This window comes from Algoriphagus formosus (assembly GCF_002807035.1).
Classification (GTDB): domain Bacteria; phylum Bacteroidota; class Bacteroidia; order Cytophagales; family Cyclobacteriaceae; genus Algoriphagus; species Algoriphagus formosus.
In genome coordinates, this window is record NZ_NIUC01000001.1 from 971,175 (window position 1) to 993,426 (window position 22,252).

Sequence of the window (22,252 nt, forward strand, 5' to 3'; positions counted from 1 at the left end):
GTCGTTTTGATGTTTTTGATTTCCGAACCTAGGTTCGGATATTTGCGAGTAAACTTTTCCAACTAACCCAAAATAACAAATGAGAAAGTCCAAAATTCTAGGTGTGGGACATTATGTGCCCGAGCGAGTAGTGACCAATGAGGAATTGTCCCAAATGATGGACACGAGCAATGAATGGATTGTAGAGCGAACAGGAATTCAATCACGTCATTGGTTTACCCCTGGCATTGACACCTTGACTTCACTTTCTAAAAAAGCTACAGAAATGGCTCTTGAGCGAGCTAATCTGACGGCTAAGGACATCGATTTTATTGTTTTTGCTACTATCACCCCTGATTATTTTATCCCTGGAAATGGTGTATTGCTTCAACGAGAATTGGGATTTGATAATATCGGAGCATTAGATATTCGAAATGCCTGTTCTGGTTTTATTTACGCCCTATCTGTCGCCGATCAATTTATTAAAACGGGCATGTACGACCGGATATTAGTCGTAGGAGCCGAAATTCAGTCTTCTGCCTTGGACAAAAGCGACGAAGGTCGATCCAGCTCAGTGATTTTTGCTGATGGTGCCGGTGCAGTAGTTTTGGGTCCATCTTCATCTGATCAATCCGGAATTCTTTCTACCCACCTTCATTCTCAAGGAGAATACGCGGAAGAGTTGTATTGCAAAGATCCTGGGAGTAGTCGAGAAGTCAGACTTTCTCCGGAAATGCTGGAATCAGGAAGCACTTTTTTGAAAATGAACGGAAATGCTGTTTTTAAGCATGCAGTACTCCGATTTATGGAAGTGATTCAGGAAGCTTTGGATCACAATCAGCTGGAACAGTCAGCCATTGATTTGCTTATCCCTCATCAGGCCAATCTCCGAATTAGTCAATATATACAGCAAAAGCTTGGACTTCCTGATGAAAAGGTCTTTAATAACATCATGCATATGGGAAACACCACTGCGGCCACAATTCCCATTGCATTGAGTGAAGCTTGGGAGCAGGGTAAAATCAAAGAGGGCGACCTCATTTGCCTGGCTGCCTTTGGATCAGGATTTACCTGGGCATCGGCACTTTTACATTGGTAGGATGAATACGCTCGACCTAGATCTTTGGCAAGATGAGAATCTAATTCGCAGACAAAATCAACTCAAATATCAATTTTGGGAGCTTTTGGGTGAAATTGGAGATCTATTCCCTCAAGAAGATCTGGTTCAAGTACATTCAAATTCGAAAGGAAAAAAACTTTCGCAAGGACAGGATTTGGGAGGTCTTCCATATCAAGTATTAGACCTGATCCGTGATTTTGATTTTGAAACGGGCTTGAATATTCGCCTGCTTAACTGGTTCGGAAAAGGCCTATTTCTATTTGTCCTTGCTGGAAAAAGCTCTTACCCAAAACTCCAGCTTGCTCCTGCAAACTTTCAACTATGTCAATCCGAGAGTCCATGGGATTATCAGGAAATACTTTTGGGGAAACCCAATGAGAAACAAGCCGAGAATCGAGATTTCAATCAATGGTTTAAAGAATTGAAGGTAGAATCTTCCATAGAAAGGAATAAAAATGAATGGCAAAAAGAAGTAAGAGAGGTTTTTGAACACCTAAAAGCCCATTCGGCAAAAAGCCAGATTTAAATTATTTTTAACCTGATTTCCCGATTCACCGTAGTAATATTTTAAATTGGTATGACAGTCATCAGACTAAACCAAATAATCTCCCGAAAAACATATATGAGGTATCTTCTGATCATTTTACTCTTCCTTTCCAGTCCACTTTTAGCGCAAGACAATCAACTAGTTAAGCTTTACAACAAAGATTCGACTGTAGTCAGCACCGGAGTTGTAAGCAATCAGCAGCGGCAGGGACTTTGGAAATACTTTGACGCAAAAACAAATAAGCTGATTACTGAGGGGATGTTTGAAGACAACGTTCAGGATGGAAAGTGGACAACTTATCATCCGGACGGTAAGAAAAGAATGGAATTGGAGTACAAAAATGGAAAGCTTTTTGGCCCTGCCAAGATCTACGATGCTGATGGATATCTGAAGCGGGATTTAATTTTTCAGGATAGCGTATTGATTGGCAACTTCGTCGAATACTACGGAAAAACCGGCCAACCCTCCTACATCGAACCTAAACGAGTACTTACAGAAGGACAATACGAAAAGGGGAAAAAAATTGGTCAATGGATTACCTATCACCCTTTTGGTGAGGTTTATATCCGAGAATTTTATGAAAATGGTCTTCGCCAGGGTCCCTATCTAGAGTATGACCAAGAGGGCAACTTAATGACCGAAGGGGTATACAAAGAAGGAAAGCTCGAAGGCACTTTCAAGCGATACTCCTATGCAGGTCAGGTGATGGAGGAAGGAGAATACAAAAACGGTAATAAAGTCGGAAAATGGACTTATTACTTTCCTGACACCAAGCAAGTAGAAGCGGAAGAGACTTATGATGACCAAGGGAATCGAATAGGAACTTGGAAGTACTATTACGATAATCGCCGCTTAGCCCGAGTTGAAAAATACGAGAGTGGAATCGCGGTTGGCACCTGGGAGGAATACTATCCAAACAAGAAATTGGCGAAGCGCAAAACTTATGAGCTTGGCGTCCCTGTAGGCAAATACGAGGAGTACTTTGAGAGTGGTGAAGTATCTGTAGAAGGCCAATATGAGAATGGAATGAAAACTGGAATCTGGAAAAGCTACTTTCCAGACGGAGTACTCTATTCTATCGGAGAATATCGAAATGACACCAAAACGGGGCTCTGGAAGTACTTCAACAAAATCGGCATATTGATCGCAGAAGGAGAGTACGAGCTTGGAATGGAAAATGGTCAGTGGGTCTATTATTATGACGGAGGACAGCTCAAATCTATCGGTACCTACAAACTTGGATTCGAAGATGGTATTTGGGGACTTTTCTACGACAACAAGCAATTGACTCAAGAGGAGACTTGGGACAATGGAAGACTGATGAACGTATCCGAATATCGAAGCTACGATGGAACTAGCACCTATGATAAAGGAACATTGAAGGATGGGAACGGAACCCGAATCACCTACTATGTGAATGGTAAGAAAGAATCAGAAGGAAATTTTGTATCCGGAAAAGCAGAGGGTGTATGGACTTTTTATCACGAAAATGGCAGAAAAGCTTCCGAAGGAACCATGAAAGACGGTAAAAAAGAAGGCCCTTGGCGGTACTACAGTGCTTCAGGACGATTAATCGACTTGATCAACTATCAGGATGATGAGATAGTAGCAGACAGGGAAAATACTCTTCGAATAAATCAATAAACTTCTTGGTTAGATTTCTGTTGTTAAATAAAAAACAAACCATGTTCGGACTATTCAAGAAGAAATCAGAAAAGGAAAAATTGCAAGAGCTTTACAAAAAGACTCTTGAAAAAGCACACAAACTTTCTCACAGCGACCGCACTGCTGCAGATAAGCTCATGGCAGAGGCAGAAGAGATCGCCAAGAAAATGGACAACATACAATAAAAAGTATTTTGAAAATAAATTATGTGATTTTACACCCATAATTTTGAATTTCAAATTATTCACCGTACATTTAATCAAGTTTTTGAGCTAGTCCGCTAGTGAATTGTTTAATCTTGATTGAGTAAATTTTAAGGGTGATTGAGCTACGGACAAATAATTGAAAAACTTTTTGCCGGCCTTCATTGGCCGGTTTTTTTTGCTTCTGCCCTCCTCTTTTTCATCAAAAAGCGAAATCTTTTCCTAGCCTTAGCTGCTTATGAAAAATAAATTCAATTAATTTGAAATAAAACCGCCTTGTTTTTTGATTTTTTTAAGAAAGTGTTTTTTCAGAATATAAAAAATCACTTAATTCAGGCATACCTTTCAGACCATGAACCTAATTAATCCTCAAGCCGTCATCGATCAGATGGACGGGGTAGTAGAAATAAAGAGCTACCTGAATAAAATCAAGATTATCAAAAACCTTTACCTCAAAGGTGCCAATACAGCCAGTGAAATATGCACGGAAGTAGGAATATCCCTTCCCACAGTAAACTCCCTCCTCAGCGATCTGATGAGTTCTGGAGAAGTCATCAAGCAAGGAAGAGCTGAATCCCAAGGCGGTCGCAAACCGGATTTGTATCGCCTGGCAGAAGATGCATTCTATGTGCTATCTGTCGACCTTTCCAAGTTCACCATCAACCTCTGCCTCTATAGCTGTCATAATCAGCCCATCACAGAAAAAGAATGCCATAAACTTGTCCTGAATAACGAAAGAGAAACTTTTGACCGGATTGCTGATTTAATCGAGGCCTATCTTCAAAAATCAGGAATCCCTTCAGAAAAAATCATTGCCATCGGTATTTCTATGCCTGGATTGGTGGATGCTGTAGGGGGTGTGAATTACACTTATCTGCGTTTTGGAAGAAAGACTCTTTTAGATTCATTCGAGGAGCGATTTCAAAAGAAAGTATTCCTTGAAAATGACGCTAGAGCAATGACACTGGCCGAATTTAAATTTGGTCCTGATCACACTCACAAAAACGTGTTGGGAGTCTTTGTCGGTTGGGGAATAGGTCTAGGAATCATTATAGATGGAAAGATCTATCGAGGTGCTTCGGGCTTTGCGGGTGAATTCTCTCATTCTCCAATCTTTGAAAATAGAAATGTGACCTGCTCCTGCGGTAAAAAAGGGTGTTTAGAAGCAGTGGCTTCGGGAACGGCAATAGTTCGAATGGCAGAGGAAGCCATCAAAATTGACTCGGATAGTATTCTTGCCCGGATGGTTCGGGACCATCAAGGTGAACTCGAACCTGGTTTGGTAGTAGAAGCTGCATTGGCAGGAGATCAGCGAGCTATCACGATTCTCTCGGAAGCCGGATTGGATCTGGGAAGAGGAATTTCAATTTTGATTCAGCTTCTCAATCCGGATTTAATCATCATCGGTGGCTCTGTAGCCGAAGCAAATCAATACCTAATCACACCCATTCAGCAGGCCTTGAATATTTACAGTATGGCCAAGTCTAGAGAAAAATCTGAATTGGCACTTTATCAGCTTGGAAAGGATGTAGGACTCATGGGTGGAGTTGCCGTTGTAAACGAACAGCTGTTTGAAGACGTACTTAAAAAGCTGAGTTAAAATTAAAATCATGTTTTCGCATTTTAGGATTCGAATCCACAATCTATCTCTTTTGATTGTGATGCTTCTGAGCATCCCGGAATCACTTTTTGCTCAGGAAAATTTCGAATCAAATTTCGTTCGGCTGAAGTCAAAAAAAATTGGAATTTCTTTTAAGAATCAATTAACTGAAGACCGAGAGAATAATATTCTTCGGTACGAATATTTCTACAATGGCGGAGGAGTTGCCGTAGGAGACCTGGACAATGACGGCTGGGATGATATTTTTTTCACAGGAAATATGGTTCAAAACACCCTTTATAAGAATCTGGGAGATTGGAAATTTGAAGACAGAACCAAGGAGGCTGGCATTACCAAAAACCCAAATTGGTCCACTGGGGTGAGTATGGCGGATGTGAATGGAGATGGTCTTTTGGATATTTATGTTTGCTATTCGGGTAAGGGATCACCTGAAAGCAGGAAGAATGAATTATGGATCAATCAGGGTGATTTCACTTTTGAAAACCAGGCCGAAGAATATGGAATAGCTGACCCTTCCAATAGCACCCAGTCTTTGTTTTTTGACTTTGATCGGGATGGGGATCTAGACCTTTACCTACTCAATCATCACATTCAAGTCATCAACGAATTGGAATTTGATGAGGTAAAAAATATCCGTCACCCCTACTCCGGAGATAAACTCTATCGAAATGATGGAAATGTATTTACAGACATCAGCGAAAGTGCTGGAATCAAAGGATCTCCATTAGGTTTTGGTCTGGGGGTAGTTGCTTCTGATATTAATGAGGATGGCTGGCCGGATATTCTTGTCACCAATGATTACATCGAGCCCGACTATCTGTACATCAATCAAAAAGACGGAACCTTCAGGGATGCTATGACGGATTATTTCCAGCATATTTCCCATTTTTCCATGGGCGCTGATATCGCAGACATCAATAATGATGGGCTTCTTGACATTTTCACTTTGGACATGCTTCCAGAGGACAATAAGCGCCAAAAATTGCTTTACGGTCCAGAAAATTACGAGCAATATGCCCTGATGATCCGAAAGGGCTTCTTTCATCAGAACATGCGAAATATGCTTCAGGTGAATTTAGGGGAGGGAAAATTTTCTGAAATGGGCCAACTTGCAGGTATTTCCAATACAGACTGGTCTTGGGCAGCACTATTCTTTGATGCTACAAATTCCGGTCAGAAAGACCTTTTCGTCAGCAATGGATACTACAGGGATTATACCAACCGGGATTTTCTGAAATACAAAGGTGACTATTATTTCAAACAGGCAGTCGCTAACCAACAGGCGGACACGCTCCACCTCGTTACCAGCATGAGTTCCACACCAGTTCATAATTATTTCTTTGAAAATCAGGGAGACTTGCAATTTTCAAACCGTTCTTTAGAGTGGGGTTTTGAAGAAGAAGGGTTTTCAAGTGGATCAGCCTTTGCAGACTTGGATAATGATGGTGATTTGGACCTGATCGTCAACAATCTGAATGAATTTGCGGGAATATTTGAAAATCAAAGTGAAAAAGGCAAGCATCTTCAAATCAAGCTAAAAGGGCCTGAGGGAAATAATTTTGGCATTGGCACCAAGGTCAAACTTACGGTAGGTGATGAAACACAGGTTCAGGAGCATCAGGTGGTCCGAGGCTTTCAATCCTCCTCTACTTTCCGAATGCATTTTGGATTGGGGAGTTCGGAACAAGTTGATCAAATTGAAATTATCTGGCCTGATGGCAAAAAACAGGTATTAACCGATCAACCAAGCAATCAGATTCTGGAATTGGATTACTCAAATGCCACCGAGAAAAATGAATTAGTTGCTGCTGATAGTCCCATTTTCCAAAAAACTGAAAACAAACCAGATTTTGTTTCAGCAGAGAGTGGCTTCAATGATTTTAAAAGGCAACCCTTGATGCTCACCATGCCGAGTGCCATTTCTCCTAGTTTAGCTACCAGCGATTTAAATAAAGATGGTAAGCCCGAGGTATTTATAGGAGGAACCAAAGGCCAAGCTGCTCAAATATTTAGCTGGGATGGCGAAAATTGGACCATCTATACTGGCTTCCAATCTCCCTCCTATTACACGGATGCCGTGGCACTTTTTGAAGATTTCAATGGTGATGGATGGATGGATCTCTTTCTTGGAAGTGGTGGATATCATGACTATATCCGATCGGATGAAAGCTTACAAGACCGGCTTTACTTGAATAATGGTCAAGGAAAACTGGAAATGCAAAGCAACTTTCCGAACTACTTAACCAGTACCGGACCAGCAGTCTCTCTTGATGTGAATGGAGATGGCCAGTTGGACCTTTTTGTGGGAGGGAAAATCATACCCGGTAGATACCCTTTGAGTCCAGAAAGCAAAATCTTGATTAATGACGGCAATGGCAATTTTACCGATCAGTCAGAATCCTATTTACCTGAAAATGGAAAATTAGGAATGGTGAGTAGTGCCTTGGTTCAAGACCTAAACCAAGACGGATTGGAGGATTTGATCTTAGCAGGGGAATTCACCAATTTAATTTTCTTGGTAAACCAATCAGGTGGATCTTTTGAGAATCAAAGTGACAAATTCCTTTCTTCTCCCATGCTCGGATGGTGGTCATCCCTTGCACAAGCTGATATGGATGGAGATGGAGACCTCGATTTAATTGCGGGTAATTTTGGTGAAAACTCCCAATTCGAGGTTTCTGATAAAAAATTGATTCGATTGATCGCAGACGATTTTGACCAAAACGGTTCCATCGATCCCATATTAGAATGCTACATCGGAGAAGAAGCGTACCCCTTCCCTAGCCGGGACGAACTTCTCAGTCAAATGGTGGAAATGCGGAGCAAATTCACCACCTACGAATCCTATGCAGGGGCTAAAATCGATGATCTTTTCGATCAAGATAAGTTGGAAAATGCCCTTACTCTGACCGCGAATACTTTAAAATCTTACTATCTGGAAAATACGCCAAATGGCTTTATTCCTCACGAATTACCTAGAATGGCTCAATCTTTCCCAATCTACGCTATCCAAACAGGAGATTTTGACGGCGATGGAAATATGGACATTCTTTTGGGAGGAAATCAAAGACAAAGCCGAATCCGGATTGGAAATTTGGATGCTGGGTTGGGATTGGTATTGAATGGGGATGGAAGTGGAAACTTTAAAGTTAGCTATCCTTCCCAATCCGGACTTTCTATCAAAGGTGATATCAAATCCTTTCTTCCTTTAGAATGGAAAGAGAAAAAGTACATGCTGGTTGGGATTCATGGGCAAGCCTTAGAACTTTATGAATATGAATAGTAAGTTTCTACTACTTCTTTGTACGCTCGTTGTGGGTACGGCTTCCTTTGCTGCTGAAAAACAAGAGCCTTGGAGTAGTATCTATAAATCTCAACTTTTTCACATTACAGAGGTCATGGTGACAGATGTTGCCAGCCCACCTGTCGCAGCTAGAATCTATGCCTATTCCTGTCTTGCCAGCTATTTGGTCATGAAGCAACATGGAGCTGAATTTAGAGAAAAGGACTTTACGCAAGCTTCCATTCTTGACTTTCCAGAACTTGATTCTAACCAAGAGTTGAGCTCTCCCGAATTTGCTGCAATCTATGCCATGCTTCGTGTTGGGGAAAATGTAATGCCTTCCGGCTATCTTTTAAAAGAAAAGCAGCAAAACTGGATAGATCAAGCCGTCAAATCAAAACTCATCAAAAAGTCTAAAGTTGATTTGCACATTCAGGAAGCAGAAAAAGTCGTGAGTCAAGTCATGAAATTAGCGAGTACGGATGGCTACCGCGAATTACCAGCCTTGACCCGATACAGTCCCACAGAGGCAGAAGGTCGCTGGTATCCTACTCCTCCAGCCTACATCGAGGCGATAGAACCTGAATGGCGTACCATTCAACCCTTTTTCCTAGCCTCCCTCGATGATTATGATCCCAACCCGATGGCACCTTTCAGCATGGAACCGGAAAGTTCATTTCATCAGCAAATGATAGAGGTTTACGAGACTACTAAGTCCTTGGATGAAGAGCAAAAACTGATTGCCAATTTCTGGGATTGCAATCCATTTATGGTGGAGTTTTCGGGTCATATGGCTATCGGGGTAAAGAAAATTTCACCCGGTGGACACTGGATAGGGATTACCGGAATTGCTGCTGAAAAAGCAGAATTGAATTTGGCAGAAACTGCTTATATCCATGCCCTTGTCGGGATGACGCTACACGATGCATTTATTTCTTGCTGGAAAACCAAATACGAAACCGATCGGATTCGCCCTGAGACCATCATCAACAAAACCATTGACCAACGGTGGCGACCACTTCTTCAGACTCCCCCTTTCCCTGAGTACACTTCAGGCCATTCGGTGATTTCAAGGGCAGCGGCCATTGTTTTGACGGGTTACTTTGGAGATAAATTCTCCTACATTGATGACTCAGAAACTTATTTTGGTCTTCCTGAGCGTGCATTTGATTCATTTTTACAAGCTTCAGAAGAGGCTGCCATTTCCAGGCTTTACGGGGGCATTCACTTCAGAGACGCTATTGAAGAGGGAGTTCGCCAGGGAGAAAAAATCGGAAAAATGATCTGGCAAGAAATCACAGAAAAAGAGCTGCTGACCAGCCAAAATCAATAATCATGAAGAAAATCACTCTCGCCCTTGGCTTTCTAGTTCTATTTTTAGCCTGTCAGAAAAACACTCAAAACCCCGAAAATCCCAGCCCAAAAAAGCCCAATATCATTCTCATTTTTGCTGATGATCTAGGCTACGGTGATCTAGAAAGCTACGGAGCTACCCAGTGGACCACCCCCCATTTGAATCAACTTGCACAGGAAGGCACACAAATGAACCGTTTCTACGTGCCTCATGCAGTATGTTCGGCTTCTCGGGCAGCCCTCCTTACCGGTACATATGCAAATAGACTAGGAATCTATGGAGCGTATGACCATACTGCTAAACAAGGACTTCATCCAGATGAAGAAACCATTGCAGAAATCCTTAAAGCGCAAGGCTATGCGACTGGAATGGTAGGAAAGTGGCATTTGGGACACCTGCCAGAGTTTTTACCTACTCGACAGGGATTTGACAGCTATTATGGACTTCCCTATTCCAATGACATGTGGCCGCATCACCCGGAAGTCAAGGATTACTACCCTCCTTTGCCTTTGATCCAAAATGAAGAGCTTATCGATACCCTCGATGAGCAATCCCAATTGACCACTCTTTATACAGAAAAAGCACTGGAATTCATTGATCAGAATTCTGATCGGCCCTTTTTCTTGTACCTAGCTCACAGCATGCCTCATGTTCCACTTTATGTGAGCGAAAAGTTTGCAGGACAATCCGAGCAAGGACTTTATGGCGATGTGATCATGGAAATTGACTGGTCAGTCGGTCAGGTTCACCAAAAAATCAAGGATCTCGGACTGGAAGAGAATACGATGATTATTTTCACCTCCGACAATGGTCCATGGCTTTCTTACGGGGGACATGCAGGGCTCACGGCTGGTTTGAGAGAAGGAAAAGGTACGTCATGGGATGGGGGCATTCGCGTTCCGGCTATTTTTAAGTGGACGGGTAAAATTCCTGAGGGAAAAACGATAGAAAATCCTGCCATGACCATCGATGTACTTCCTACTATTGCGGAAATTACTGAAAGTCCCCTACCTGAAAAGCTAATTGACGGAGAGAGTATTTGGCCACTTTTAACGGAGGGAAAAGCAAAAGCAAGACCTTACTTTGCTTATTACAATCGAAATGAATTACAGGCGGTTTTTTATGAAAACTGGAAACTCGTTTTTCCACATCGATACCGAACGCTCCCAAAGGACGCCGAACCTAGAAATGATGGAATTCCGGTCAAATACGAGCACATCAATTTAGAAAAAATGGAGCTGTACGACCTTTCGCTTGATCCTTTTGAGCAAATTGACTTAGCATCAAAGCATCCAGATATCGTCCAAAAACTAAATGAAATGGCTGATCAGGCGCGGAAGGACATGGGTGATGCGCTTACCGACAGCCAAGGAACCGGGCAGCGGGAAGTAGGAAGGGTCCAATAAAAATTAACGTTCCTTTCAAGAGCTTCATTATTGAAAAGTTATCTCCTCCGCTAGAACTGACAAATTTTAATTGAAAAGAAGTCGAAGGTTTTCTTTTGAAATGACCTTCGACTCCTTTTTCTCTAAAAGAGGGTATTCAAGATTATTCTAAATCAGCTTACAACTTTTCGAATTCCTTATGGAATCCACTTGATTTTGCTGAAATCAGGCTTTCGCTTTTCCAGAAAAGCATTCCGTCCTTCTTGTGCCTCCTCCGTCATGTAGGCAAGTCGTGTAGCTTCTCCTGCAAAAACCTGCTGACCAACCATTCCGTCATCTGTCAAATTCATAGCAAACTTCAGCATCTTGATTGAGGTTGGGGACTTAGCTAGAATTTCCTGAGCCCATTGGAAAGCCGTATCCTCCAATTCATCATGTGGGATCACTGCGTTGACCATTCCCATTTCATAAGCTTCCTGCGCAGAGTAGTTTCTGCCCAAAAAGAAAATCTCTCGGGCTTTCTTCTGACCTACCATTTTTGCTAAGTAGGCCGATCCATATCCTCCGTCAAAACTGGTCACGTCGGCATCAGTTTGTTTGAAAATCGCATGCTCCTTGCTGGCCAAGGTCATATCACAGACCACATGAAGACTATGTCCACCCCCAACAGCCCACCCTGGCACGACTGCAATCACCACCTTCGGCATAAAACGAATGAGACGCTGCACCTCCAAAATATTCAAGCGATGATAGCCATCATCCCCCACATATCCTTGATGACCGCGCGCACGCTGATCGCCTCCTGAGCAAAAGGCCCATTTCCCATCTTTTGGAGAGGGACCTTCGCCGCTTAGTAGCACCACGCCAATGGAAGTATCTTCCTGCGCGTCATAGAAAGCATCGTATAATTCAGCAGTCGTCTTAGGCCTAAAAGCATTCCGTACTTCCGGTCTATTAAATGCTATTCTGGCTACACCCTGACACTTTTTGTAAGTGATATCTTCGTATTCTTTGGCAGTAATCCACTCCATGAGTTTGTATTTTGTCTAAAATTCGATTTTTCTGCAAGATAACCACCTTCGTGAAAATATGTTGAACAGAAAGTCATTGGTAGTTCTTAGATTTGAAATCTATGTTTAGGCTTTTATTTGAAAATCAGGTTTTTCAGAAAATCGAGGACTTCCAAACACAGGGAGAAAATGAAATTCTGAATTCCGCGCTCTCTTTTTGCGGGGACTGGCTGTCTGGAAAAACTGTTTTTTCTCAGAAAACCTCAGGGTCTACCGGTGCTCCCAAAGAAATTAATTTGGCCCGAGATCGGCTGAAAGCAAGTGCAGAGGCAACAGGGAAATTTTTTGGAACAAACTCCAAACTCAAACTCCTCTGCTGTCTTCATCCTGGATACATCGCCGGAAAAATGATGCTTCTGCGTGCCATGGTTTGGCAATGTGAGATTAGACTGGTGATACCGAGTTCAGAGCCTCTTTCAAGCATTCCTGACGCCTATCTACCTGACTTTGTGGCCATGGTCCCTCTTCAAGTGGAAAAAACACTGGAAAATGATTCAGGGAAAAGAAAGTTGAAAAAACTCAAAACGCTTTTGATTGGAGGAGCGCCCCTTTCAGAATCCTTGCAAGTGAAAATAGCTTCAGAATTGGATAATGCCTGGCAAAGCTTTGGAATGACTGAAACCGTCTCGCACATCGCTTTGGCTAAAATCACGGAACAAACACTCTGCTACCAAGCACTTCCGGGGGTAAAACTGGGAACGGATGAGCGTGGTGCCCTATGGGTGGAAAGCCCAATGAGTGGCACTGAAACTATTCAAACAAATGACCTCGTCCATTTCCAATCAGATGGAAGTTTTCAGTGGCAGGGACGCTTGGATTTCGTCATAAACTCAGGAGGGATCAAAATTCACCCTGAATTATTAGAACGAAAAGTTGAAATGACCATTCAAAAGTTTTTCCCTGATTCCCGCTTCATTTTAGGTGGACTCCCCGATGAGCATTTAGGACAGAAACTGGTCTTATTGATTGAGTCTAAGGCAAAAAACTCAGAAAAGGCAGGGAATTTGCGAGAAGAACTTTCGAAATATTTGGATCGATTTTCCCAACCCAAAGAGATCATAATCTTGGATAAATTCTCAGAGACAGGGAGCGGAAAAATCGACCGACTGAAAACCCTTGCGAATGCTCAATCTGATTCTTAGCCTTTTTTTAAGTACCATTTTGGCGATGAACTCCCATCAAAACACCCAATTAGAGCTCATTATCAACAACGGGAAATCAGATAATGGTTTGGTTCGGGTTTTAATTTTCAATGGTTCGGAAGGATTTCCGGGTGACTACACAAAAGCATTCAAAGCTCTCAGTACCAAATTGGAGAATAAACGGGCCGTTTTCAATATTTCAAACCTACCCGCGGGAAAATATGCAATCACTGCTTATCACGATGAAGATGGCGATGGCAAAATGTCCAAAAACCCCTTTGGCTATCCGACCGACCGATTTGGCTTTTCCAATAACCCCAAAATCCTTTTCTCAGCCCCTACCTTCGAAAAATGTCTTTTTGAAATCAAAGAGGGACAAAGCCACATTCAGGTGATTGATTTGCGCTAAAGATTGGCGTTCACTTTGGTTTCCCATCGATTATTTAAAAAAGCCTACTTTTGCAAAAAACTTTTCCATGAGTAAGAAAAATCAAGCCATTTCAGGAATCATCTTAGAATATCATTCTGGAATTGTACCTCCCCCATTCAGTCACGTTTTTCGCTTAGAATTGAATTGGTCGGATGGATCACTTCGTGCCAAGCTTGATTTGCATTATACCGACCGAGAAGAACTTTCGGAGGAAGAAATTTTGGATGAAGGATTTACGCTTTCAGATGATTATCAATATGATGGCAGCCTCAATCCAGTTTGGGTAAAGTCGATTGAAGAACTGCTTCAAGAAACCCGCTACGCCTCTCAGGTACATGGAGAAGGAGAAATCACCGTAGCAACTATGGAGCATACCAAAACTAGTCCGGCCAAAAGTCCAACCAATCAAGAGACCTGGCAGCTGCTCGCACAGGACTTGATTCAGGCCATTTATGAGACTGCCAAAAAAGAACTTCCTCTTCAAATCAACTTCCAGGTAGTAGAAAAAGAAAAAACCGACAGAGGATCCGTGACCCTACATTTTTCCGATCGGAATGTCCTGCTTGAGTTGAATGGGAAAACCAGCCAACTCAATTGGGAATATGCATTTCAACTGATGAAATTGATTTTCACTCCGGATTATGACTACGATATTGCCAAGGAAAAGCCAGGTACAAAAAGAGGAATTTATCTTGATTGCGGAGATGGTCTTTGGCACGAACTCGGAAAGGGTGTTTTAAATATCGACCCGGAATTTGATGCCGTTGCGCAAATCGAGGAGCACATGCGCAAATTGACCTCCAACTGATTTATCATTTTTGCTATTGCATTTAAAGCTTTGATTTTCTTACATTTAAGTAAGAAAAATGAAGAGCTATGTCAAACAACAAGATTTTTGTCAGCTACCGCCGACAGGATGCTTCAGGAGAAGCAGGACGATTGGTGGATCATTTGCAGGAAGTTTTTGGTGAAAACTCAGTTTTTTTAGATGTAGAGACGATTGAAGCGGGGCTTGATTTTGTAGAAGCCATCGATCGTGCATTAAACTCCTGCAAAGTTCTGATTGCCATGATTGGCCCCCATTGGGTCAATATTAAAGATTCGGAGGGAAACCCTCGACTTTTTAAGGAAGATGACTTTATCCGATTAGAAATAGCTGCAGCTCTAAAGCGGGAAATTCGCGTGATTCCAGTCTTGGTCAACGGCGCTGTCATGCCTTCTGCGGATCAGCTTCCTGAAGACTTGAAGCCCTTGACACGTCGACATGCCCATGAGATCAGTAGCAGTCGGTGGAAGTACGATTGCGAGCAACTGACAGAGGTTTTGGAGAAAATTGTGGGAAAAGCTCCCAAACCCGTGCCTGAACCCAAACCTTTTCCCTCGCCACCTCCAAAACCAAAACCTGTTTTCCGCAAAAAATCTTGGATTGAGCGTAACTATCTGTGGCTTTTGGGTGGCTTTATTCTAATTTCTGTCATAGGGCTTATGATGGACGTTGAGGAATATGACGACACAATGGATTATATTGATCCTACCGAGGAACTAGTAGATCAACCAATTTATGATAATACCCCACCACAAGAACCTGTAAGTTCTGCTGCTAGCTTGTCAGGCCGTTGGATTTTAAGAGCTCAGGATGGTAGTGAAGCTATTTGGGTATTTTCACAGCGAGGAGAAATGATTGAGTTTGCTGAATACAACCTCTTGGATGTGCAGGTAGGTTCTGGTTCAGGACTAATTGAAGATGGAGATTATTATGCCGATTACTACAATAGTCTAACTGGGATTTCTGGAGAAGTAAGTTTATTCCCAAATGGAAATGGATGGTCCGGAGAAGCATACTTCCCAAGGACCCAGATAATTCTACCAATCACTTTGACTAGAAATTAATCTTTTAACTTTCTCAAGTCTTCCTGAATATCCTTCAACATATCACCTAGATCGGCTAGGCTGAGCGATTTCTTCTTATCTCCTGGATTGGGAAAATCAGTACTGATAAAAGCTTTGGCCTCCCAAACCTCCAACACGTCCTCTCCCCGAACCTCGTATGGCTTGTAATGCTCATTGTCAGATACTAGGAAAAGCTTACCATTTTCTGCCAAATAATTGAAAACTCGCTTATATACGACTCCCTCTGAGGCAGTCACCAATACATAAGTTCGTCCGCTTTTTATTTGCGAAAGCTGATCCACATAAGCACCGATGATAATTGTGCCCGATATCAGAGGAAGCATGGAATCCCCTGCCAGCTCAAAGGCCCGATAGGTAGCCTGCCTGGGAAGATTGGGAAGGTGAAACTGGGGCAACTGCTCCATATACTCCGGGTCAGCAAATCCATTGAGATAGCCGGCAGATGCTTTTTGGGGAACCAAAGTGATATTTTCCCGATCTGATTCATCAGCGGCAATGGTAAGAATATTGATCTTTCGCTTCTGCAGGGCCTTTCTTCCCTCCTTTTCGATATCATGCTCCAATAGCTCCTCCACTCCTGACTCCAAGATCTCAGCAATTTGAAGAAGCGTTACAAGTTTTGGCTCAGACCTCCCATCCTCGTAGGCCGAAATCATGGTACGCTGAATATTAAGCTGATCGGCCATGTCCTGCTGCGTAAATCCTTTCTGCTTGCGCAAAAAGCGAATATTTCCTGCTAAGTAGCTCATGCTGAAAATAAATAAAAGTCTAAATCATCTGTCTGAGGGGCAATGGGAAAAAGCGGGTCTATTCGTTGCTCTGCGGCTCTCCGACGTGCCAACCTATTCTGAATCTCAGCAATAATCTCCCCAACAGGCTTAGGTTCATTGACTAATAGATAGCCATACTCCTGCTTGGGGCTACCCTCCACAAAAAACTTTACCTGCAAATTCCCTGAAGAAAGAGCCTTGGTGCTAATGTTGATTTTATCGACTTGTTCCATGATCAATGAGTTTTACATCAGCAAGATACAAATGTCATTTTTATAAACATTCACTTGTGCAAAAAATTAACATCATTCTATGACATATTTTGTCACAAATTATTTACACGGTCGGCAGCAATTCATTTAAGGTTTTGACCGCTCAGCCAATAATTCAAACCCTCCTCAGAATTCGAAGTTACCTTTGTACATATTGATTACCAACCAACTACATGAAACCCAAATTATTAACAATCTTATTTTTAGTCATTTCCTCATTCAGCATGGCGCAGAATTATACCCTCAAGGGAAAAATCCGCGATGCTAAAAACCAAGAAACGATTCCCAATGCGACTGTACTATTACTGAACGTAACGGATTCTGCTCAGGTAGATGGAATTATCTCAGACCTGGATGGAAATTTCGAAATAGAGTCCATCAAGGAAGGCGACTACTTGTTGAAAATTCAGTACCTCGGATATGAAAACTATTTCCGCACCATCCAACTGCTCGGAGACTTGGATTTGGGAACCATTTCGATAAGCCAAGAAGCTACAGACCTCCAAGAAGTAACCATTGAGGCTCGCAGAGCTACCAGCCAAAACAAGTCTGACACGACCATGTTCAATGCCGATGCATTCAAGACCATGCGGGATGCCAGTGCGCAGACTTTGATCGAAAAGCTACCCGGAGTAACTTCTGAGGACGGTTCACTGCAAGCTCAAGGTGAGTCAATCGCACAAATCCTCGTGGATGGGGAGCCATTCTTCGGAACAGATGTACGAACAGCCCTACAAAACCTGCCGGCAGAGGTTATTCAAAGTATTGAAATCTATGATCAGTTGAGTGAAAAAGCCCGGTTAAGTGGATTTGACGATGGAGAGCGATTGAAAACAATCAATATTATCACCAAGCCCAATCGACGAAAAGGGCAATTTGGCCGAACCAGCGCTGGATACGGAACTGATGATCGGTATTTGGTAGGAGCTAGTATCAATGACTTTGACAATGATCGAAGAATCACCTTCACCGGTCTTTCCAACAATATCAATGTCACCGATTTTTCATCCGATCCCAATGCTCAGAATAATGCACGTCCACAAAGCGGGATTATTCAAACGCACATCCTCGGACTGAACTACTCCGATAAATGGGGTGAAAAAATCAAGGTGTCAGGAAGCTATGTCTTCAGTAGCAGAGAAAATTTTGAGCGTTCCACACGTTTTCGGGAATTTATCACCTCCGGTGAAAGCGATCAGCTCTACGATGAAGTCAGCACTGAAACTCGCGTAAACAACCGACATCAGTTCGACATGCGTTTTGAATATGACATCGATGAAAAAAACCGAATCGTATTCATTCCACGTTTTTCAGCACGTTTTGAAACAGAAAACTCTGGTTTTAATGGAGAAACTTCCAACGGATTTGACCCGATCAACACGGTGGAAAATATCAGAAATGCAGAAAATGAAGATTATGACATTTTCAATCGGATTTTCTACAGCCATAAATTTGACAAGCCGGGCCGAACGCTGACTTTCCGGGGAAGAATGAGTGAAAACTGGAACAAGGATCGCGCTAATCGAATCGCCAGAAATGAATATTTCGTCCCCGATTCCAGGACAGAAATCATCAATCAGCAGATTAATCGAGATCGTAGCGGAAGTTCTTGGGAGACCGGAATTTCATTTACAGAGGCTCTCAGCGAGCGAAGCCAACTTGAGCTTGAATACGAAATTGGTAACCGCCTGAACGACTCGGACCAGTTGATCTTCGATGTCATTGATGAAGCGATTGATGAGCCTATTTTGGAATTGGATACCGCACTTAGCAATACTTTCGAAAGCAAATTCCTAACTCAGGAAACTGAGCTAGGCTATCAGTACAAAACTGAAAAAATCCGAATCCAAACGGAACTTCAATACCAAAATGCCAGATTAGACAATACACAAGGTTTCCCGCAGGCTTTTGAGCTGCAGCGAACCTTCCAGAGTTTACAGCCAACCGTCAGATTCAATTATCAAATCACAGATAATACCAATCTCCAATTTGATTACGATACTCGCGTCCAAGAGCCTGATCTGCGACAGCTTCAGCCAGTAGTCGATAATACAAACCCGCTTCAACTCTATGTAGGGAATCCAGATTTGGACCAGTCCTACTCCAATCGACTTCGTATGCGATTCCGAAGCAACAATCCGGAAACTGATCAAAGCTGGTTTCTCTTTGCTCAGACCTCCTTTGTCAATAATATCATTGCCAACAGTTCCTTTATCGCAGAGGAAGCTACAGAAATCCAACCTGGAATTGTCCTTGAGCCCGGGTCGCAGCTTTTCAGTCCAGTCAACCTCAATGGCTATTGGGATCTTCGCTCTTGGGCCAGCTATGGAATGCCGGTGGATTTTCTAAAGTCTAATCTGAATATCAATGCCGGAGCAGGTATCACAAACCGCCCAACCTTTGTCAATGGAGAGAATGGAACAAACTTCTCCCGAAGACTCAGTACAGGGCTTTCATTGAGTAGTAATATCTCCGATCAGATTGACTTTAATATCTGGACTCGATTGTCATTCAGCCGAGTGGAAAACTCTCTGAACCCAAATCTGAATGATAATTTCTTCAATCAGCGGGCAAGAGTCAACTTCAACTGGATCTTCTGGGAAGGTTTTGTATTCCGAACTGACATCAACTATCAAGCAAACCGAGGCCTTTCCGAAGGATTTGACCAGAATTTTACCTTGGTGAATATGAGTTTGGGTAAAAAGATTTTTGGCAATCAGCGCGGAGAGATCAGCCTAAGCGTCTATGACCTCTTCCGTCAAAACAATAATATCCGACGAAACATCACCGATACCTTTATCGAAGATGTGCAGACCAATGTACTGCAGCGCTATTTTATGCTGACCTTCAGCTATAATATCCGTCGCTTCGCAAAAGGCACAAGTATGGAAGACTATCAGGATCTGATGGAAGATGGCGGTGATCGAGGTGGCGACCGCAGAAGAGGAAACTGGAATTGATAGATAAACCCCACCAACCAGAACAAAACAGCCCAAGTTTTTAAAGCTTGGGCTGTTTTATTTTACTGTAATTTGACTTTAGGTGTCTCAATTCCATTTACCAATCACCTAAACTTCCCCTTTAGCATGGCCAATTTCTCTGCCATACTGCCTTGGGGTTCTTCTTTTTGCTTTGGTTTTGGGGAAGGCTTTCGGTCTGATTTCCCTCTTTCTGCAAAAGGATCAGCCTTCATACTCAAACCTATCCGCTTTCGTGCCACATCTACATCAAGCACCGTCACCTGCACCTTTTGATTGACCGTCACGATCTCATTGGGATCTTTCACAAATCGATCTGCCAAATGACTTAAATGTACCAATCCATCCTGATGCACCCCTACATCTACGAATGCACCAAAGGCGGTAATGTTGGTGACGACTCCGGGAAGCTTCATGCCTGTTTTTAGATCCGAAATGGCATTGACACCTTTTTCAAATTCAAATACCTCAAACTGCTCTCGAGGATCTCGACCTGGCTTGGCCAACTCGTCCAGAATATCCTGCAAGGTGGGCATTCCCACCGTATCAGACAGGTAATTCTTCAAGTTGATTTGCTGTCGCAGGTCCTCTGAAAGCATCAACTCACGAACTGCCACTCCCAAGTCTTTAGCCATTTTTTCCACCAATTCGTAGCGCTCGGGGTGGACTGCAGAGCGATCAAGCGGATTAGCTGCCTGACGAATTCGTAGGAAACCAGCTGCCTGTTCGTAGGCTTTGTCACCCAATCGAGGTACTTTTAGGAGTTGGGCACGGCTCGTGAAGGGACCATTTTCATTCCGGAAGTTGACAATATTTTGTGCTAAGACAGGTCCAAGCCCGGATACGTAGGCTAGTAATTGCTTCGAGGCAGTATTTACCTCTACCCCTACGGCGTTTACAGCAGAGACCACCGTGTCGTCCAGCGAATTCTTCAAAGCCGACTGATCCACATCATGCTGATACTGCCCCACACCAATTGACTTCGGGTCAATTTTCACTAATTCTGCCAATGGATCCATCAATCTTCTCCCAATGGAAACAGCCCCTCGAACGGTCAGATCCAAATCGGGGAATTCTTCCCGAGCTACTTCTGAGGCAGAATAAATAGAAGCTCCAGCTTCATTGACAAGGGTGATGATGACAGATTTGGGTAATCCGAGGGAGCGAACAAACTCCTCCGTCTCCCTACCTGCAGTACCGTTTCCGATGGCGATCGCTTGAATATCGAATTTCTCAACCAAACCTCTCACCGATAGACCTGCCTCAGCCGTTCTTCGCTGTGGTTCATGCGGAAAAATAGCCTCATAGTGGAGTAATTGCCCCTGCGGCCCAAGACAAACCAATTTACAGCCTGTTCGAAATCCCGGATCAATAGCCATGACGGTTTTTTCGCCCAAGGGAGCTCCCAACAACAACTGTCGTACATTCTCTGCAAAAACCTTGATCGCTTCCTCATCAGCTTTTCTTTTAGTAAGCAGCCGAATCTCCGTTTCCATACTTGGCTTCAGCAAGCGCTTATAAGCATCTTTGATAGCGAGTCGCACCTCCTCAACCGAAGTATTTTCAGCATCGGAGATGATCTCGCTTTCCATTAGATTCAAGGCGTCTGACTCTTCGGGTGTAGCATCCAGCATCAAAAACAATTCTTTTTCCCCTCTCCTCATCGCTAAAACCCGATGCGATGGCGCCGTAGCAATGGGCTCCGACCATTCAAAATAGTCCTTATACTTGATAGCTTCTTGCTCTTTGCCAGGAATGACGCGAGATCGAAATACACCTTCTTTCAGAAAAAGGTTACGCATTTTTTCCCGTAGTGAGGCATTCTCATTAATCCACTCAGCAATGATATCACGTGCTCCCTGCAAGGCATCTTCCACCGTAGTGACCTCTTTTTCCACATCGATATACTTAGAGGCCTCTTCTTCAAGTTCTATGCTTTCTTGGGAAAAAATCAATTCCGCCAAAGGCTCCAGCCCCTTTTCTCTGGCGATAGTCGCCTTGGTACGTCGTTTGGGTTTGTATGGCAAATAAATATCTTCCAAGCGAGCCATGGTTTCAGCTTCTTCGATGGACTTCTTGAGGGAATCCGTAAGTTTTCCCTGCTCCTCGATGGATTTTAGGACTGCTTCCTTCCGCTTGTCCAGATCTCGTAATTGCTGTAAACGATCCCGAACTGCCGCAACCTGAACTTCATCTAGGCTTCCCGTTGCTTCCTTTCGGTATCTGGAGATAAATGGGACGGTCGCTCCTCCATCCAAGAGCTCAATGGTAGCTTGAACTTGTGTGGCTTTGACATTTAATTCTTCGGCGATTTTGAACTGATAACTCATATTTTTAATTAAAAACTGCAGAAATTTCCCGCAAGATAGGAGTCCTTTTCGAGACAAAAAGAGAGAATTGTATCGATTGTCACTAATCCGCTGAGGATAAGAAAGTAATTTTGAATTGACTTGAAATGGTTGAAAAGTGGGAAGCTTCGAAGCTTGTTGGGCACAATCCTGAAATTTCTTCTTATCCTTTAA

Annotated in this window: 17 protein-coding genes; 13 read left to right on the forward strand and 4 right to left on the reverse strand. The window is 42.9% G+C overall.

The genetic code is table 11. The features are described from left to right. Nucleotides 1-79 precede the first annotated feature (79 nt). The 8 genes from CDH51_RS04360 (at nucleotide 80) to CDH51_RS04390 (ending at nucleotide 11,178) form a co-directional block, all read left to right on the forward strand. Complete coding sequence (locus CDH51_RS04360) at nucleotides 80-1,078, forward strand: 3-oxoacyl-ACP synthase III family protein (RefSeq protein ID WP_100627413.1); 999 nt, start codon at nucleotides 80-82, stop codon at nucleotides 1,076-1,078. Between the two features lies 1 nt (nucleotide 1,079). Next, a complete protein-coding gene (locus tag CDH51_RS04365; RefSeq protein ID WP_100627414.1) occupies nucleotides 1,080-1,625 on the forward strand; it encodes a hypothetical protein in 546 nt (181 codons plus the stop codon). Nucleotides 1,626-1,721: 96 nt separating this feature from the next. Next, entirely contained in the window at nucleotides 1,722-3,290 is a 1,569-nt protein-coding gene (locus CDH51_RS04370; protein ID WP_100627813.1) for a toxin-antitoxin system YwqK family antitoxin, read from the forward strand. Nucleotides 3,291-3,331: 41 nt separating this feature from the next. Further along, a complete protein-coding gene (locus tag CDH51_RS20030; RefSeq protein ID WP_035482974.1) occupies nucleotides 3,332-3,496 on the forward strand; it encodes a Lacal_2735 family protein in 165 nt (54 codons plus the stop codon). A gap of 370 nt (nucleotides 3,497-3,866) precedes the next feature. Next, on the forward strand, nucleotides 3,867-5,114 hold the full coding sequence (locus CDH51_RS04375; protein ID WP_100627415.1) for an ROK family transcriptional regulator: 1,248 nt from the start codon (nucleotides 3,867-3,869) through the stop codon (nucleotides 5,112-5,114). A gap of 10 nt (nucleotides 5,115-5,124) precedes the next feature. Further along, nucleotides 5,125-8,418, forward strand: coding sequence for a VCBS repeat-containing protein (locus CDH51_RS04380; RefSeq protein ID WP_100627416.1), 3,294 nt, complete (start codon nucleotides 5,125-5,127; stop codon nucleotides 8,416-8,418). Then, nucleotides 8,411-9,751: a vanadium-dependent haloperoxidase gene (locus CDH51_RS04385; protein ID WP_232724739.1), complete on the forward strand. Its 1,341-nt coding sequence runs from the start codon at nucleotides 8,411-8,413 to the stop codon at nucleotides 9,749-9,751. Before CDH51_RS04380 ends, CDH51_RS04385 begins: the two co-directional genes overlap by 8 nt. Nucleotides 9,752-9,753: 2 nt before the next feature. Continuing rightward, nucleotides 9,754-11,178: a sulfatase family protein gene (locus tag CDH51_RS04390; protein ID WP_100627418.1), complete on the forward strand. Its 1,425-nt coding sequence runs from the start codon at nucleotides 9,754-9,756 to the stop codon at nucleotides 11,176-11,178. Between the two features lie 176 nt (nucleotides 11,179-11,354). On the opposite strand, the gene CDH51_RS04395 is transcribed toward CDH51_RS04390, so the two are convergent. After that, a complete protein-coding gene (locus CDH51_RS04395) occupies nucleotides 11,355-12,188 on the reverse strand; it encodes a 1,4-dihydroxy-2-naphthoyl-CoA synthase (RefSeq protein WP_026945076.1) in 834 nt (277 codons plus the stop codon). Nucleotides 12,189-12,289: 101 nt separating this feature from the next. Between CDH51_RS04395 and CDH51_RS04400 the strand changes: the two genes are divergently transcribed. From CDH51_RS04400 to CDH51_RS04415, 4 genes are all read left to right on the forward strand, one after another. Beyond that, on the forward strand, nucleotides 12,290-13,369 hold the full coding sequence (locus CDH51_RS04400) for an AMP-binding protein (protein WP_100627419.1): 1,080 nt from the start codon (nucleotides 12,290-12,292) through the stop codon (nucleotides 13,367-13,369). Beyond that, the gene (locus tag CDH51_RS04405; protein ID WP_100627420.1) at nucleotides 13,350-13,778 is read left to right on the forward strand and encodes a DUF2141 domain-containing protein; all 429 of its coding nucleotides are present in this window, start codon (nucleotides 13,350-13,352) and stop codon (nucleotides 13,776-13,778) included. The genes CDH51_RS04400 and CDH51_RS04405 overlap by 20 nt, the downstream gene beginning before the upstream one ends. 67 nt (nucleotides 13,779-13,845) lie before the next feature. Continuing rightward, nucleotides 13,846-14,607, forward strand: coding sequence for a hypothetical protein (locus tag CDH51_RS04410; RefSeq protein WP_157807040.1), 762 nt, complete (start codon nucleotides 13,846-13,848; stop codon nucleotides 14,605-14,607). A gap of 68 nt (nucleotides 14,608-14,675) precedes the next feature. Continuing rightward, nucleotides 14,676-15,689 (forward strand): toll/interleukin-1 receptor domain-containing protein, encoded by a 1,014-nt coding sequence (locus CDH51_RS04415; RefSeq protein WP_100627422.1) that lies wholly within the window; start codon nucleotides 14,676-14,678, stop codon nucleotides 15,687-15,689. On the opposite strand, the gene CDH51_RS04420 is transcribed toward CDH51_RS04415, so the two are convergent. Both CDH51_RS04420 and CDH51_RS04425 read right to left on the reverse strand, forming a co-directional pair. Beyond that, nucleotides 15,686-16,459: an XRE family transcriptional regulator gene (locus CDH51_RS04420; protein ID WP_100627423.1), complete on the reverse strand. Its 774-nt coding sequence runs from the start codon at nucleotides 16,457-16,459 to the stop codon at nucleotides 15,686-15,688. The two genes, CDH51_RS04415 and CDH51_RS04420, sit on opposite strands and share 4 nt — an antisense overlap. Beyond that, nucleotides 16,456-16,713, reverse strand: a complete 258-nt coding sequence (locus tag CDH51_RS04425) for a hypothetical protein (protein ID WP_026945071.1) — start codon at nucleotides 16,711-16,713, stop codon at nucleotides 16,456-16,458. Before CDH51_RS04425 ends, CDH51_RS04420 begins: the two co-directional genes overlap by 4 nt. Nucleotides 16,714-16,925: 212 nt before the next feature. Between CDH51_RS04425 and CDH51_RS04430 the strand changes: the two genes are divergently transcribed. After that, a complete protein-coding gene (locus tag CDH51_RS04430; protein ID WP_100627424.1) occupies nucleotides 16,926-19,712 on the forward strand; it encodes an outer membrane beta-barrel protein in 2,787 nt (928 codons plus the stop codon). A gap of 104 nt (nucleotides 19,713-19,816) precedes the next feature. Here CDH51_RS04430 and CDH51_RS04435 read toward each other — a convergent pair whose 3' ends face one another. Then, the gene (locus tag CDH51_RS04435; RefSeq protein ID WP_100627425.1) at nucleotides 19,817-22,060 is read right to left on the reverse strand and encodes a Tex family protein; all 2,244 of its coding nucleotides are present in this window, start codon (nucleotides 22,058-22,060) and stop codon (nucleotides 19,817-19,819) included. Nucleotides 22,061-22,252: the final 192 nt, after the last annotated feature.